Raw genomic sequence first — 16,152 nt, 5'->3', positions numbered from 1 at the left:
CTACAGGGGAAGGGGCAACCCTGAAACCTACCGTGACCGAGTCCTGACCGATGAACACTGAATTCCGCAAACCGCTCCCCGGCAGCCGCCTGGACTACTTCGACGCCCGTGCGGCGGTCGAGGCAATCACCCCCGGCGCCTACGCTACCTTGCCTTACACCTCCCGCGTACTCGCGGAAAACCTGGTGCGTCGCTGCGATCCGGCCACCCTCAACGCTTCCCTCAGCCAACTGATCGAACGCAAGCGCGACCTCGACTTTCCGTGGTTCCCGGCGCGTGTGGTGTGCCATGACATTCTCGGCCAGACCGCGCTGGTTGACCTTGCCGGCCTGCGCGATGCCATCGCCCAGCAAGGCGGCGACCCGGCCCAGGTCAACCCGGTGGTGCCGACCCAACTGATCGTCGACCACTCCCTGGCCGTCGAAGCCGGTGGTTTCGACCCGGACGCGTTCGAGAAAAACCGGGCCATCGAAGACCGTCGCAATGAAGACCGTTTCCACTTTATCGAGTGGACCAAAAAGGCTTTCAAGAACGTCGACGTGATCCCGCCCGGCAACGGCATCATGCACCAGATCAACCTGGAGAAAATGTCTCCGGTGATCCAGGTGCGTGACGGTGTGGCATTCCCGGACACCTGCGTCGGCACCGACAGTCACACCCCTCACGTTGACGCGCTGGGCGTGATCGCCATTGGCGTCGGCGGCCTGGAAGCGGAAAGTGTGATGCTCGGCCGCGCTTCATGGATGCGCCTGCCGGAAAGCGTCGGCGTGGAACTCACCGGCAAGCTGCTGCCGGGCATCACCGCCACCGACATGGTGCTGGCGCTGACCGAGTTCCTGCGTAAGCAGAAAGTGGTCGGCGCCTGGCTGGAGTTCTTCGGTGAAGGCGCTTCGGCACTGACCCTGGGCGACCGCGCGACCATCTCCAACATGGCCCCGGAATACGGCGCCACCGCGGCGATGTTCTATATCGACCAGCAGACCATCGCCTACCTCAAGCTCACTGGCCGTGAAGACGAACAAGTCACCCTGGTTGAGCAATACGCCCGCCACACCGGCCTGTGGGCGGATGACCTGAAAGGCGCGCAATACGAGCGCGGCCTTACGTTCGATCTGTCCAGCGTCGTGCGTAACATGGCTGGCCCGAGCAACCCGCATGCCCGTGTTGCCACCAGCGACCTGGCGTCCAAGGGCATTTCCGGCCAGTGGGACCAAGTGCCGGGGCAAATGCCCGACGGCGCGGTGATTATCGCGGCCATCACCAGTTGCACCAACACCAGCAACCCGCGCAACGTGATTGCTGCAGGCCTCTTGGCGCGCAATGCCAACAAGCTGGGGCTGACGCGCAAACCATGGGTCAAATCGTCCCTGGCGCCCGGCTCGAAAACCGTGGCCATGTACCTGGAGGAAGCGGGTCTGGGCCACGAGCTGGAAAAACTCGGGTTTGGCGTGGTGGCGTTTGCCTGCACCACCTGCAACGGCATGTCCGGCGCGCTCGACCCAGTGATCCAGCAGGAAATCATCGACCGCGACCTGTACGCCACCGCCGTGCTTTCGGGCAACCGCAACTTCGACGGGCGTATCCACCCGTATGCCAAGCAGGCTTTCCTGGCGTCGCCGCCGCTGGTAGTGGCCTACGCGATTGCCGGCACCATCCGTTTCGACATCGAGAAAGACGTGCTTGGCCTGGACGCCCACGGCAAGGAAATCCGCCTGCAGGACATCTGGCCGAGCGACGAAGAGATCGACGCGGTGGTCAAGGCCTCGGTCAAGCCAGAGCAGTTCCGCGCGGTGTATATCCCGATGTTCGCCATCCACGAAGACACTGGCCCGAAAGTCGCGCCGCTGTACGACTGGCGCCCACAAAGCACTTACATCCGCCGCCCGCCTTACTGGGAAGGCGCGCTGGCCGGTGCTCGTCCGCTCAAGGGCATGCGCCCGCTGGCGGTGCTGCCCGACAACATCACCACCGACCACCTGTCGCCGTCCAACGCAATCATGCTCGACAGCGCCGCCGGCGAATACCTGGCGAAAATGGGCTTGCCGGAGGTCGACTTCAACTCCTACGCGACTCACCGTGGCGACCACTTGACTGCGCAGCGCGCCACCTTCGCCAACCCGAAACTGTTCAACGAAATGGTGGTGGAAAACGGCAAGGTCAAGCAGGGTTCCCTGGCGCGCATCGAGCCTGAAGGCCAGGTCACGCGGATGTGGGAAGCCATCGAGACCTACATGGAGCGCAAGCAGCCGCTGATCATTATTGCCGGTGCCGACTACGGCCAGGGCTCGTCCCGCGACTGGGCGGCCAAGGGCGTGCGCCTGGCCGGTGTTGAAGCGATTGCCGCTGAAGGTTTCGAGCGCATCCACCGTACCAACCTGGTGGGCATGGGCGTGTTGCCGCTGGAGTTCCTGCCGGGCACCGACCGCAACACCCTGAAGATCGATGGCAGCGAAACCTATGACGTGGTCGGCGCACGCACCCCGCGTGCGCAGTTGACGCTGGTGATCAACCGCAAGAATGGCGAACGTGTCGAAGTGCCGGTGACCTGCCGCCTGGACACCGCCGAAGAAGTGTCGATCTACGAGGCGGGCGGCGTGTTGCAACGTTTCGCCCAGGACTTCCTGGAATCGGCGGCGACGGCCTGAGAGGACACCATGGCACACGTAGCGCAAATCAAGATTCCCGCCACCTACATGCGTGGCGGCACCAGCAAAGGCGTGTTTTTCAGCCTCAAGGACCTGCCCGAATCGGCGCAGGTGCCAGGTGCCGCGCGCGATGCCTTGCTGTTGCGGGTGATCGGTAGTCCCGATCCCTACGACAAACAAATCGATGGCATGGGTGGCGCCACCTCCAGCACCAGCAAGACGGTGATCCTGGCCAAAAGTACCCGCGCCGAGCATGACGTGGACTACTTGTTCGGCCAGGTCTCCATCGACAAACCGTTCGTGGACTGGAGCGGCAACTGCGGCAACCTGTCGGCCGCTGTCGGCTCCTTTGCCATCAGCGCCGGCCTGGTCGACCCGACCCGCGTCCCGCACAACGGCGTGGCCGTGGTGCGGGTGTGGCAGGCCAATATCGGCAAAACCATCATCGCTCATGTGCCGATCACCGACGGTGCGGTGCAGGAAACCGGTGATTTCGAACTGGACGGCGTGACCTTCCCAGCCGCCGAAGTGCAGTTGGAGTTCATGGACCCGGCGGCGGAAGAAGAGGGTGGCGGTGGTTCGATGTTCCCCACCGGCAACCTGGTCGACGACCTGGAAGTGCCCGGCGTCGGCACTTTCAAGGCCACGCTGATCAACGCCGGCATTCCGACGATCTTCATCAACGCCGAAGACCTCGGCTATACCGGCACCGAGTTGCAAGGCGCGATCAATAGCGACCCGAAAGCCCTGGCGATGTTCGAGACGGTGCGAGCTTATGGCGCCTTGCGCATGGGCCTGATCAAGCACCTGGACGAAGCCGCCCAGCGCCAGCACACGCCGAAGGTGGCGTTTGTGGCCAAGCCTTTGGACTACGTGGCGTCGAGTGGCAAGGCGATCAAGGCCAGTGATGTGGACCTGCTGGTGCGTGCGCTGTCCATGGGCAAGTTGCACCACGCGATGATGGGCACCGCTGCGGTGGCGATTGGCACGGCGGCGGCAATTTCCGGGACTTTGGTCAACCTGGCGGCGGGTGGTATTGAACGCAATGCGGTGCGCTTCGGGCACCCGTCCGGCACCTTGCGCGTGGGCGCAGAAGCCACCCAGGTAGACGGCGAATGGGTGGTGAAGAAAGCCATCATGAGCCGCAGCGCGCGCGTGCTGATGGAAGGCTTCGTGCGCGTCCCCGGCGACGCCTTCTAAGGTTCAATACTGGACCCATGTGGGAGCGGGCTTGCTCGCGAATGCGGTGGAACAGTGACATTTCAGTGCCTGACACACCGCCTTCGCGAGCAAGCCCGCTCCCACAGGAGATATCTATTCCAAGGCAGGCATCCAAGATCTGCTTTTTGACAACCGTGAGCCCGAGGACTGATCCCAACCCTCTTCTTGGAGTACTGCCATGAGCGCCAACGTCGACCTGAACAACCGCCCGGACTACGATCAGGTCCTGCAGGATATTGCTGACTATGTCCTGAACTACCGGATCGACTCCCGGGATGCACTGGACACCGCCCGCAACTGCCTTATGGACACCTTGGGCTGCGGCCTGCTGGCCCTGCGTTTCCCCGAGTGCACCAAGCACCTGGGGCCGATTGTCGAGGGCACGGTGGTGCCGTTTGGCGCGCGGGTGCCGGGCACGTCGTTTCGGTTGGACCCTGTCAAGGCCGCGTGGGACATCGGCTGCATCGTGCGCTGGCTCGATTACAACGACACCTGGCTCGCCGCCGAATGGGGCCACCCCTCGGACAACCTCGGCGGCATCCTCGCCGTGGCCGATCACCTGTCGCAGAAACGCGTGGCCAATGGCGATGCGCCGCTAACCGTGCGCGCAGTGCTGGAAGCGATGATCATGGCCCACGAAATCCAAGGCGTGATTGCCCTCGAAAACTCCTTCAACCGCGTGGGCCTTGACCATGTGCTGTTGGTGAAAGTCGCCTCCACGGCGGTCACCGCCAAGCTGATGGGCGCCAACCGTGAGCAGTTGCTGGCGGCGCTGTCCCATGCGTTTGTCGATGGGCAGGCATTGCGTACGTACCGGCATGCACCGAATGCCGGCTCGCGCAAATCCTGGGCAGCGGGCGATGCCTCCAGTCGGGGCGTGCGCCTGGCGGATATCGCCATGCGTGGCGAGATGGGTATTCCGGGTGTCTTGAGCGCGCCGCAGTGGGGTTTCTATGACGTGCTGTTCAGCCACACCAACAAGGACCTGGCGCTCAAGCCGGAGGACAAACGCGCGTTCAGCCTGGCCCAACCCTACGGCACCTATGTGATGGAAAACGTGCTGTTCAAGATCAGCTTCCCCGCCGAATTCCACGCGCAAACCGCCTGCGAGGCTGCGGTGACGCTACATCCGTTGGTGAAAGACCGCCTACAGGAAATCGAGCGCATCGTGATCACCACCCATGAATCGGCGATTCGTATCATTTCCAAAGTCGGCCAACTGGCCAACGCCGCTGACCGCGATCACTGCCTGCAATACATGACCGCCGTGCCGTTGGCATTCGGCAACCTGGTGGCCGAGCAGTACGAGGATGAATTCCACGCTGCCCACCCGATCATCGATCAGTTGCGCGACAAAATGGTCATCGTCGAAGACCCACGTTACAGCCGCGAATACCTGGAGGCCGACAAGCGCTCCATCGCCAATGCCGTGCAGGTGTTCTTCAAGGATGGCAGCAGCACCGAGCAGGTGGCGGTGGAGTACCCGATTGGCCATCGCCGGCGTCGGGTGGACGGCATTCCGTTGCTGGAAGACAAGTTCAAGGCCAATCTGGCCACACGGTTTACCGCGCAGCGCAGTGCCGAGATTTTTGCGCTGTGCAAGGATCAGGCACGGCTTGAAGCCACACCGGTCAATCGGTTTGTGGACCTGTTCGTGATCTAATTGGCATCACGTATTCCTCTGTCGGAACCCGATCAATGTGGGAGCGAGCAAGCCCGCTCCTACATTTTTTCACTACCAGTGCCATCGTGTCCGGGCCAGGCGTTATTCAAACCGCAGGATCACCCGGCGGTTGTGCTTACTTTTCTTCTCGATCTTCTCGCAAAACACCCGGCCGATTTCTTCGGTGTTGATCACATGGGTACCCCCACACGGCTGGATATCAATGCCGGCGATTTCAATCACCCGTACCGATCCCTGAATCACCGGCGGAGCCACTGCCTGTGTACGCGTGATCTGTAGCAGGGTCGAATATTCGGAAGCCGGCATCGACAAGGTTTTCACCGCGTGAGCCTGTTCGATCAGCGCATTGAGGTCGCGGGTGATGCTGTCTTTATCGAGGGTCATTTCGGGCAGGTCGAAATCCAGCCGGCCCTTGTCCGCACTGATGCTGCATCCGGTGACCGGCGCATCGATGATCGAACACAGCAGGTGCAGGCAGGTGTGCATTTTCATGTGCTGGTAGCGCCGGTCCCAATCGAGGCCGGCATCCACCTGTACCCCGGCGGTCAGTTGCGCGGGGCAGTGTTCCACTTGGTGCCAGATGATCGAGCGCAGCACCGGGTCGCGCACCGTGCCGGTCACTTCGACCCGCGTACCGTCGGCCAGTGTGAGGTGGCCCGTGTCGCCTGGCTGGCCGCCGCCCGTGGGGTAGAACAGCGTGTGCTCCAGGGCGATGCCGTGTTCGCTGATGGCAATCACTCGGGCGCTGAATGCGTTCTGGTAGGGCGCGCTGTCGAACAGCGCCAGGGTTTCCATGGTGTGCACGGACATGTTCAACCTCCGACGATCAGTGGGCTGGCTTGCAGCAGGGAGCGCACCATTGCACTCAGGCCAGGGGGGGAGAGCAGGGTGATTTCGAATTCCGGCCCGCAGACTTTCAGGTTCAGCGGCAAGCGCGGCAATGGAGTGCCCGACTCGACACGGTGCAGACGAAATTGCAGGTGGTGGCGCTCCTTGACCGTGGGCTCCAGCATCAGCCCCGGCAGGGGGTGGAAATCGGCGTCCAGCACGGTCACCTTATGGCTGGCGTTGATTTCGCCCACCACATGCAATCGCTCATCCAGGGCGAAGGCTCCGAGGTAGTTGCTGTGGTCCGATTCATCGTTTTTTTGCAGCTGGATCTGGTTCACCACCTTCACTTTAGTGCCGGCGGGGACGTCCTGGGTGATCACGCAGGACGGGCTGATAAACACGTTGTCGCCAATCAGCACATAACCCAGCACGCGGGCACCGGAGCCGACCTCGACGTTGTTGCCCAGGCGTGGGTGACGCTTGCCGTCGGGGTTGTTGGCGATGCCTCGGGCGCCCAGGGTCACGCCGCAGAGGATGTAGCAGTCGTTGCCAATTTCGCAGGTTTCGCCGATCACCGTGCCGTAGCCGTGGTCCAGCACGAAGCGTCGGCCGATGCGCGCCGCCGGGTGAATCTCGGCGCCGGAAAGCACCTTGCCCTGGTTGCTCAGCTTGAGGGCAATACGCGAAAACACGCCGTTGGTCTGGTCGGGAAAATTCCATACAAGGTGCGCCAGGCGGTAATACAGCACCGCCTTGAACGAGGCGTAGGACTCCAGGATCAACTCACCGCGCCCGCGTGAAGCCGGATCACGGTAGGCGTAGGCGATCAGGTCTTCGGCTACTGCCTGGGCAGCATTCTGGATCAGGGGCGCCAGATGCGGTTCCAGCTGCTTCATCTGTAGGGGCGTAAGGGTTTTGATGAGGTGAGTGATCAACTCATCGTGCAACTGTTGCATGTCGATAAAACCGCCCATGGAGGCACCCCTGCATTCTGGTTGGCTGGAAACCCGTTTATTCGAAACTGGGCAGGTAGCTGTCGGCATTGTCGTAGACCATGGTCAGCACCACTGTTTCGGGCGGCAGTTCGGGGGCGAGCTTGGCAATGGCCACCATGTTGGCGGCGGAAGACAGGCCCAGGCTGATAGCGTCGGTGCGCATGATGCGTTTCATCATGTCGATGCAGTCCTGGCGCGAGACCTTGAGCATGCCGTCGATCACGTCCAGGTTGAGAATGCTCGGGATCAAACCGATCGACAGGCCCTGAATGTGATGCGGTGCGTGCTGGTTTTTCAGCAGGTCGCACTCCTCCGGTTCCACGCCCATGACGCGTAGTTGCGGCCAGGCGGCTTTCAGGGTTTCACCGATGCCAGTGATATGCCCCCCGGTGCCGATGCCGCTGACAAAGTAGTCGGCGCGCAGCTCACCGAAGGCACGCAGGATTTCCGGTGCGGTGGTGTCGCGATGGGTCTGTGGGTTGGCGCCGTTGCGCTGCTGGTTGAGCATCACGTAGCTGGGGTTTTCCAGCTGCAGTTCCATGCACTTTTCGCCGTGAGAGTTGTTGCCCAGGCGGCTGTCCGACAGCACCACCTTGGCCCCGTATAAACGCAGCAGCTTCTGTTTTTCCGGGCTGTAGTTGTCGGGAATCACCAGCACCACTTTGTAGCCCAATACATTGCCCGCCATCACCAAGCCGATGCCGGTGTTACCGCCACTGGGCTCGATGATGGTCTGCCCGGAATCGCGGATCAGCACGCCTCGGCGCTCGGCGTCGAGGATCATGCCCAAGGCGATGCGCGCCTTGTGGCTGCCGCCTGGGTTGAGGGATTCGAGCTTGGCGTAGACCTCGATACCGAGGTCTTCGGAGAACTGCGCCAGACGCACGATCGGCGTCTGGCCGATCACGTCGAGGATGGAGTTATGCAACATCATTCAGCCCCCGGCTCAATACAACGGCATGTCGGGTTCGACGTCACGAACCCAATGTTTCATGCCGCCCTGCAGGACTTTGGTGTTGGCGAAACCAGCCGCCAGCAAGGTACTGGCGGCTTGCTCAGCACGGGTGCCGGCGTAGCAGATCAGGTAATGGGTATTGTCCCGGCTGAGGCTGTCGAGGTGGCCGTCCAGTTCGGCCAGGGGGATATGCACCACGCCCGGCAATTTGCACACTTCCAGTTCGCTGGCGTCGCGCACATCCAGCAGCACATCGGCGCTGCTGGGGTGTTCGAGTACTTGCTTGAGTACGCGCGGCTTGATGTAGCGTTCTTCGGCCAGCGACGGTTGGCTGGGCACGGCATCCGCGCAGGCGGTCGGTGCCAGGGTTTCGCTGTGGCGCGCCTCGGAGCAGCATGGGCAGTCGGCGCGGCGCTTGAAACGGATCTCGCTGAACTTCATCGCCAGCGCATCGAAGCGCATCAAGCGGCCTGACAGCGGTTCGCCGATGCCAATCAGCAACTTGATTGCCTCGGTGGCCTGGATCATCCCGACCACACCGGGCAGCACGCCGATCACGCCCCCGGCGCTGCAATTGGGCGCCAGCTCGGCGGGCGGCGCGCTCGGAAACAGGCAGCGGTAGCACGGCCCGCCTTTATAGTTGAGCACGCTGATCTGCCCGTCGAAGCGGTAGATGGCGCCGTACACCAAGGGCTTGCCCAGTTGCACGCAAGCGTCGTTGACCAGGTAGCGGGTGTCGAAATTGTCGGTGCCGTCGATCACCAGGTCGTAGGCGCCTACCAGTTCCAGGGCGTTGTCGACATTCAACGCGGTGTCGTGGGCGTTGATCTGGATATGGCGGTTGAGGTCTTGCAGGCGCTGCTTGGCGGATTCGACTTTGGGCATGCCGAGGGTGCTGTTGCCGTGGACGATCTGGCGTTGCAGGTTGCTGCTTTCCACCACATCAAAGTCCACCAGCCCCAGGGTGCCGACCCCGGCAGCCGCCAGATACAGGCTGATCGGCGAGCCCAGACCGCCGGTGCCGATGATCAGCACCTTGGCTTTCTTGAGGTTCAACTGACCTTCGCGACCCACACCGGGCAGGGTGATGTGGCGCACGTAGCGTTGTACTTCTTCATTGCTCAGCGCGTCGACGTCCATGCCGCCGGACGTGGCCAGCAGCACCTCGATTCTGGCTTTCTCGGGCAGTGGGTCATCCGCGCCAACCAGCTCTTCCTCGGCGGTAAACAGGAAGTGCTCCTTGAGCTGGTTGTTCTTCTCGTGAAACAGGTGCGGACGCAACTGCGGGTGACTGCTGCAGAGGTTTTCAATGACTTCGCGCAATGTCGATCCGGTGCCCTCGAGGGTCGATTCCGGCAGCTTGGCCACGCGGACCAGAATGTCGGGGAAAGAAACAGCGTTCATGGACAACTCCGTGTGCAGGTCGTTGAAAGGTTGAAGGGCGAAATGCTTGCCATCCCAGGCAAACAGCTTGGAACCAAGGGGCTGGCCCTGGCGAACGTCGACCACCAGGTAGCTGACGGGGTAGATCGGCTCGCCTATGAACAGCGCCTTGTCCTGGTCTTCGTCGCTGAAATAGGCACCTACATCCGGGTGCGAGTGGTAGATCACTACCACCGGGTTGTCGCTGCGAAACGCCTTGTTCATCAACAGGGTGTCGGCCACCGAGAAGGTGTAGCCGTTGGCAGCGCTGCGCGGATACATCTCGGGGTTCGTGTGGTGCAGTTCATTCTGGATATTGCTGCCCAGGTACACGCTGCCGTCGGCGAAGACAAAACCACAGCATTCTTCGGGGTAGCTGCGGCTGGCGTGGGCGTAGATCTGTTCCAGGGCTTTGGGGCGGAGGACGTCCATGTTTCTCTCGCGTGGTTGTAGAAGGGTCAATTTTTCTTGGCCAGGAGTTTTTCAACCGGCAACTTGGTGATCGCAAAGCCGGCCAGCAGGATGGCCGAATACAGCATCAGGTCGCGGGAAATCGACACGCCTTCGTACCAGGCGCCGATGATCACCGCGAACACCGGGAAGATGATGAACACGAATGACAGGATGATCGGGCTCAAGCGCTTGAGCAGCATGAAGTACACGATGAACCCGCCCACTGAGGCCACTAGCCCCAGGTAGAACAGTGCGCCCCAGGAGCGCAGGGTGATGGCGTCGAAGGTCGGCGCTTCAAACCACAGCCCGGCGACGAACAGCATCAGCCCGGCAATGCCGATGGGCAGGGTGTTGTAGGTGATCACGCTGATGGCGCTGCCTTTCTGCTTGGTAATCACGTAGCACAAGGCATGCATGATCGCTGCGGTCAGAATCGCCAATACGCCGAAGAACTCCGCGTGGTCCAGGTGCAGGCCCTGGCTCTTGATGATCATGTAGAGGCTGCCGAAACCAATACCGATGCCGACCACCTGGGAAAAGTAGATGCGCTCACGCAGGAACAGCGCAGAGAAAATCAGGATGAACACCGGCATGCAGCTGAACAGCAGCGCGGTCAGGCCGGACGAGACATGCATCTCGCCGTAGTTGAGCAGGTAGTAGGGCACGCTGAAGTAGGAGAGGGTGACGAACACGAAGAACCAGCGGCTCTCGCGGGGGAACAGGATCGGCTCGCGGCGCACCATGGCAAAACACAGGAACAGCGGGAAAGCGATCAGGAAGCGCAGGCCCGCGGACGTCAGTGGCGGCACGCTCTCCACGGCAATCTTGATCCCCAGCCACGTGGTGCCCCAACTCAGACAGACGATCAGGAACATCACGCTGGTGATCAGCCCGGCCAACCACTGTTTTTGGGTTTTTGTCTTGGCGGTATTTTCGAGAACGGCGGACATTGGCATCGTTTATTGCTTCCCTGAGCCGAAATTGAACTCTATATTGAGCTTGTAATGAGTTGTAAAATCCGGCGATTGAACCCGTAAAAGCACACTATTAGGGCGAAAGATGGCTGTCAAAACAAATATTGACATGGTGTCAATTATGCGTGAGGGGTTGTCCAACGGGCAGGGCGTGAAGTACAAGCGCCTGTCCGATGTCATGGAACGGGGCATCCTCGAAGGCTTGATTGAACCAGGACGAAAACTGCCGCCCCATCGGGTGCTTTCCGACAATCTGGGTGTGACGATCGGCACCATCAGCCGGGCCTACGGCGAACTGGAGCGCCTGGGGTTGGTGGTGGCGCGGGTTGGTGACGGTACTTTCGTGCGCAAGCGTGGGATGGAGCGCCAGCGCGATGAAGGTTTTCGCAACTTCAGCGAAGAACCGCGCCAGTACTTCGACATGAGCCGCAATATGCACATCCCCGGTCAGGAAACCGTGTTCCTGGCCCAGAGCTTCCAGACCCTGTCGACCAACGCCAAATTCCTCCAGGACATCAGCGCCTACACCCCGGACGCCGGCCTGCCGCGCTACCGTGAAGCGGGCGCGCAATGGCTGGTGCAGCGTGATTTTCATCCGATCCCCGAGCAGGTCATCTGCGTCAATGGCGGCCAGCACGGCTTGCTGTGCTCAATGATGGCGCTGTTGCGGGCCGGCGATACGGTGGTCACCGAGCAACTGACGTATCCAGGCCTGATTACCGCCGCGCGGATGCTGGGTATCCGGTTGATCGGCCTGGAGATGGATGAAGAAGGCGTGCTGCCGGGCGCGCTGGATGAAGTCTGTCGAAATCACCGGGTTTCAGCGCTGTACTGCACACCGACGATCCAGAATCCGACCACGGCGGTACTTTCGGTGGCGCGCCGCGAAGCCTTGGTCAAAGTGTGTCGCGAGCACAACCTGCTGATTCTTGAGGACGAGGCCCACGGTGTACTGGTCGAGGACCGGCCGCCGCCCCTCAGCCATTTCGCCCCCGAGCGTACGATTTTGATCAGCAGCCTGAGCAAAGCCGTATCGGCCGGGCTGCGTGTGGGTTATGTGCACGCGCCACCGGCGTTGGTCAGCCGTATTTCGGCGGCGCTGCGTTCGACCTGCTGGATGGCTACGCCCGTCACCTTGGAGCTTGCTACCCAGTGGATCGAAAACGGTACGGCGGAGTACCTGCTGCGCCAGCAGATCAACGAAATCAGCCGGCGCAAGGCCCTGGTCCGTGACCTACTGATCGGCCTGGAGTACCGCACCCACCTCAACAGCCCGCACTTCTGGATTGAAGTACCGGAGCCGTGGCGGGCGTCGGAAATCGAGGCGGAGCTCAAGCAGAATAATTACCTGATTGCCACCGCCGAGGCGTTTGCGGTCGGGCAGACGGCGGTGCCGCAATTTATTCGGGCGAGTATCTGCAATACGTCGGGAGATGACCAGCTGTTGCGGGCGGGGTTTGATGCGTTGGCGACGGCGTTGGGGCAGGGGGGAGGGAGGTTTCAGTTGTAGGCCTTGATCCTTGTGGTGAGCGGGCTTGCCCCGCGCGAGGCAAGCTCGCTCACCACAAGGTAATAGGCAGACAACATTATTTGAAGCGCCGCTCCACGCCCTTCTCCACCAGAATCTTCGCCGAAATCTCTTCCACCGAAAAATGCGTGGAATTGATGTGCGCAATATTCTCGCGACGGAACAGATTTTCTACTTCTCGCACTTCGAACTCGCACTGCGCATAGCTGGAATAGCGGCTGTTGGGCTTGCGTTCATTGCGGATCGCCGTCAGCCGATCCGGATCAATGGTCAGCCCGAACAGCTTGTGCGAATGCGCGCGCAGGGCGGCCGGCAGCGTCAAATGCTCCATGTCGTCCTCGGTCAGCGGATAGTTGGCCGCGCGGATGCCGAATTGCATGGCCATGTACAGACAGGTGGGCGTTTTGCCGCAGCGGGACACGCCCACCAGGATCAGGTCGGCCTTGTCGTAGTAGTGGGTGCGGGCGCCGTCGTCGTTGTCGAGGGCAAAGTTCACCGCCTCGATACGCTCCATATAGTTGGAGTTATGGCCAATGGAATGGGACTTTCCTACCGAGTACGACGAATGTTCACTCAGCTCTTGTTCCAGTGGCGCGAGGAACGTCGAGAAGATGTCGATCATGAAACCATTCGACGTTGCGAGAATCTCACGAATGTCTTGATTGACGATGGTGTCGAAAATGATCGGACGAAAACCGTCTTTTTCGGCCGCCAGATTGATTTGTTGTACCATGGCCCGCGCTTTATCCACGCTGTCGATGTACGGTCGCGTGAATTTGGCGAAGGTAATGTTTTCGAACTGCGCGAGCAGGCTTTGACCCAATGTTTCGGCTGTGATGCCGGTGCCGTCGGAGATAAAGAAAGCAGATCGTTTCATTTGAGCCCTGGGCCTTAAGCTGATGGCGAATCTTGGATATGATAGGCGCGATTTTGCCGTCCCGCAGTGGGCCGCATTCTCACTTATTTTCCAGGTCCAGGCCACAAGCGCTGGCACTCGCTCCTACTGAGCAGCCGGCGTCCTGAGCTTTTCCAACACAGTTAGTGGAGAGATCACCTTGGTAGAGTACGTAGTTTCCCTCGATAAGCTCGGCGTCCATGATGTAGAGCACGTGGGGGGCAAGAACGCATCCCTCGGCGAGATGATCAGTAATCTTGCAGGCGCTGGTGTGTCGGTGCCCGGTGGTTTCGCCACCACGGCCCAGGCTTACCGCGATTTCCTCGAACTGAGCGGGCTCAACGCTCAGATCCACGCCGCGCTGGACGCCCTGGACGTCGATGACGTCAATGCCCTGGCCAAGACAGGCGCCCAGATCCGCCAATGGATCATGGAAGCCGAGTTCCCCGAGAAGCTCAACGAAGAAATCCGCACCGCCTTCGCCGCGCTGTCGGCCGGTAACCCGGACGTCGCCGTTGCCGTACGCTCCTCTGCCACCGCCGAAGACTTGCCGGACGCTTCCTTCGCCGGCCAGCAAGAAACCTTCCTGAACATCCGCGGCGTTGAAAACGTGATCCGCGCGGCCAAGGAAGTGTTCGCCTCGCTGTTCAACGACCGCGCCATTTCCTACCGTGTGCACCAAGGTTTCGACCACAAGCTGGTGGCCCTGTCTGCCGGTGTGCAGCGCATGGTGCGTTCGGAAACCGGCACTGCTGGCGTGATGTTCACCCTCGATACCGAATCGGGCTTCCGTGACGTGGTGTTTATCACCGGCGCCTACGGCCTGGGCGAAACCGTCGTACAAGGCGCGGTCAACCCCGACGAATTCTACGTACATAAGCACACCCTTGAAGCCGGCCGCCCGGCCATCCTGCGCCGCAACCTGGGCAGCAAGGCCATCAAGATGATTTACGGCGACGAGGCCAAGGCCGGTCGCTCGGTGAAAACCGTTGAAGTCGACAAGGCCGAACGCGCGCGTTTCTGCCTGACCGACGCTGAAGTCAGCGAACTGGCCAAACAAGCGATGATCATCGAAAAGCACTACAAGTGCCCGATGGATATCGAGTGGGCCAAGGACGGTGACGACGGCAAGCTCTACATCGTGCAGGCCCGTCCGGAAACCGTGAAAAGCCGCACCTCGGCCAATGTCATGGAACGCTACCTGCTCAAAGAAACCGGCACCGTGCTGGTGGAAGGCCGTGCCATCGGCCAGCGCATCGGCGCCGGCAAGGTGCGGATCATCAAGGACGTGTCCGAAATGGACAAAGTCCAGCCAGGCGACGTGCTGGTTTCCGACATGACCGACCCGGACTGGGAGCCGGTGATGAAACGCGCCAGCGCCATCGTCACCAACCGTGGCGGGCGTACCTGCCACGCGGCGATCATCGCCCGTGAACTGGGCATCCCTGCAGTCGTGGGCTGCGGCAACGCGACCCAGCTGTTGAAAGACGGCCAAGGCGTCACTGTTTCCTGCGCCGAAGGCGACACCGGTTTCATCTTTGAAGGCGAGCTGGGCTTCGATATCAAGCAGAACTCCATCGACGCCATGCCGGACCTGCCGTTCAAGATCATGATGAACGTCGGCAACCCGGACCGCGCCTTTGACTTCGCGCAACTGCCAAACGCCGGTGTGGGCTTGGCCCGCCTGGAGTTCATCATCAATCGCATGATCGGCGTGCACCCCAAGGCTCTGTTGAACTACGACGGCCTGCCGTTGGACATCAAGGAAAGCGTCGACAAGCGTATCGCGGGCTACAACGACCCGGTAGGCTTCTACGTCGAGAAGCTGGTGGAAGGCATCAGCACCCTGGCGGCGGCGTTCTACCCGAAAAAGGTCATCGTGCGTCTGTCGGACTTCAAGTCCAACGAATACGCCAACCTGATCGGCGGCAAGCTTTACGAGCCGGAAGAAGAAAACCCGATGCTGGGCTTCCGTGGCGCCTCGCGCTACATCAGCGAAGCGTTCCGTGACTGCTTCGAACTCGAATGCCGCGCCCTCAAGCGCGTGCGCAACGAGATGGGCCTGACCAACGTCGAGATCATGGTGCCGTTCGTGCGCACCCTGGGCGAAGCGAGCCAGGTGGTGGACTTGCTGGCTGAGAACGGCCTGTCCCGTGGTGAGAACGGCCTGCGCGTGATCATGATGTGCGAGCTGCCGTCCAACGCCATCCTGGCCGAAGAATTCCTGGAGTTCTTCGACGGGTTCTCCATCGGCTCCAACGACCTGACCCAACTGACCCTGGGCCTGGACCGTGACTCCGGGATCATCGCTCACCTGTTTGACGAGCGAAATCCTGCGGTCAAGAAGCTGCTGGCCAACGCCATCCAGGCCTGCAACAAGGCCGGCAAGTACATCGGTATCTGCGGCCAAGGCCCTTCCGATCACCCGGACCTGGCCAAATGGCTGATGGAACAGGGCATCGAAAGCGTCTCGCTGAACCCCGATTCCGTGCTGGAAACCTGGTTCTTCCTGGCGGAAGGCCAAGCGTCCGCCTAAGATCGTCACGTCA

At 61.1% G+C, this 16,152-nt stretch carries 11 protein-coding genes; 5 read left to right on the top strand and 6 right to left on the bottom strand.

Going from position 1 to position 16,152, the window contains the following annotated elements; genetic code table 11:
- The first annotated feature begins 50 nt into the window (after positions 1–50).
- From acnD to prpD, 3 genes are all read left to right on the top strand, one after another.
- Complete coding sequence (acnD, locus tag U367_RS0114370; protein ID WP_028617522.1) at positions 51–2,645, top strand: Fe/S-dependent 2-methylisocitrate dehydratase AcnD; 2,595 nt, start codon at positions 51–53, stop codon at positions 2,643–2,645.
- 9 nt (positions 2,646–2,654) lie between these two features.
- Entirely contained in the window at positions 2,655–3,845 is a 1,191-nt protein-coding gene (gene prpF, locus U367_RS0114365; protein WP_028617521.1) for a 2-methylaconitate cis-trans isomerase PrpF, read from the top strand.
- Positions 3,846–4,044: 199 nt separating this feature from the next.
- Positions 4,045–5,529, top strand: coding sequence for a 2-methylcitrate dehydratase (gene prpD, locus U367_RS0114360; protein ID WP_028617520.1), 1,485 nt, complete (start codon positions 4,045–4,047; stop codon positions 5,527–5,529).
- Between the two features lie 102 nt (positions 5,530–5,631).
- On the opposite strand, the gene U367_RS0114355 is transcribed toward prpD, so the two are convergent.
- Genes U367_RS0114355 through U367_RS0114335 form a run of 5 tightly spaced genes read right to left on the bottom strand, consistent with a single transcriptional unit; the run spans position 5,632 to position 11,105 of the window.
- On the bottom strand, positions 5,632–6,360 hold the full coding sequence (locus U367_RS0114355) for an alanyl-tRNA editing protein (RefSeq protein WP_028617519.1): 729 nt from the start codon (positions 6,358–6,360) through the stop codon (positions 5,632–5,634).
- Positions 6,361–6,362: 2 nt separating this feature from the next.
- Positions 6,363–7,355: a serine O-acetyltransferase gene (locus tag U367_RS0114350; protein ID WP_028617518.1), complete on the bottom strand. Its 993-nt coding sequence runs from the start codon at positions 7,353–7,355 to the stop codon at positions 6,363–6,365.
- Between the two features lie 37 nt (positions 7,356–7,392).
- Positions 7,393–8,307, bottom strand: coding sequence for a PLP-dependent cysteine synthase family protein (locus tag U367_RS0114345; RefSeq protein WP_025999978.1), 915 nt, complete (start codon positions 8,305–8,307; stop codon positions 7,393–7,395).
- A 15-nt stretch (positions 8,308–8,322) separates the two neighbouring features.
- Positions 8,323–10,185 carry a molybdopterin-synthase adenylyltransferase MoeB gene (gene moeB / locus U367_RS0114340; RefSeq protein WP_028617517.1) on the bottom strand — a complete coding sequence of 621 codons (1,863 nt, stop codon included), beginning with the start codon at positions 10,183–10,185 and terminating at the stop codon, positions 8,323–8,325.
- Between the two features lie 26 nt (positions 10,186–10,211).
- The gene (locus U367_RS0114335; protein WP_161634125.1) at positions 10,212–11,105 is read right to left on the bottom strand and encodes a DMT family transporter; all 894 of its coding nucleotides are present in this window, start codon (positions 11,103–11,105) and stop codon (positions 10,212–10,214) included.
- Positions 11,106–11,265: 160 nt separating this feature from the next.
- On the opposite strand from U367_RS0114335, the gene U367_RS0114330 reads away from it, so the two are divergent.
- Positions 11,266–12,690: an aminotransferase-like domain-containing protein gene (locus U367_RS0114330; protein ID WP_016979259.1), complete on the top strand. Its 1,425-nt coding sequence runs from the start codon at positions 11,266–11,268 to the stop codon at positions 12,688–12,690.
- A 76-nt stretch (positions 12,691–12,766) separates the two neighbouring features.
- Here the strand turns inward: U367_RS0114330 and ppsR are convergent, their stop codons facing one another.
- Positions 12,767–13,585, bottom strand: a complete 819-nt coding sequence (ppsR, locus tag U367_RS0114325; protein WP_003193298.1) for a posphoenolpyruvate synthetase regulatory kinase/phosphorylase PpsR — start codon at positions 13,583–13,585, stop codon at positions 12,767–12,769.
- 178 nt (positions 13,586–13,763) lie between these two features.
- Here ppsR and ppsA point away from each other — a divergent pair, with 178 nt between their 5' ends.
- Entirely contained in the window at positions 13,764–16,139 is a 2,376-nt protein-coding gene (gene ppsA, locus U367_RS0114320; protein WP_028617515.1) for a phosphoenolpyruvate synthase, read from the top strand.
- Positions 16,140–16,152 lie beyond the last annotated feature (13 nt).

Origin of the sequence: Pseudomonas canadensis (assembly GCF_000503215.1) — a bacterium.
Lineage (GTDB): Bacteria > Pseudomonadota > Gammaproteobacteria > Pseudomonadales > Pseudomonadaceae > Aquipseudomonas > Aquipseudomonas canadensis.
The sequence above is the reverse complement of the archived record's forward strand: the minus strand, read 5'-3'. Positions and strand labels throughout refer to the sequence as shown.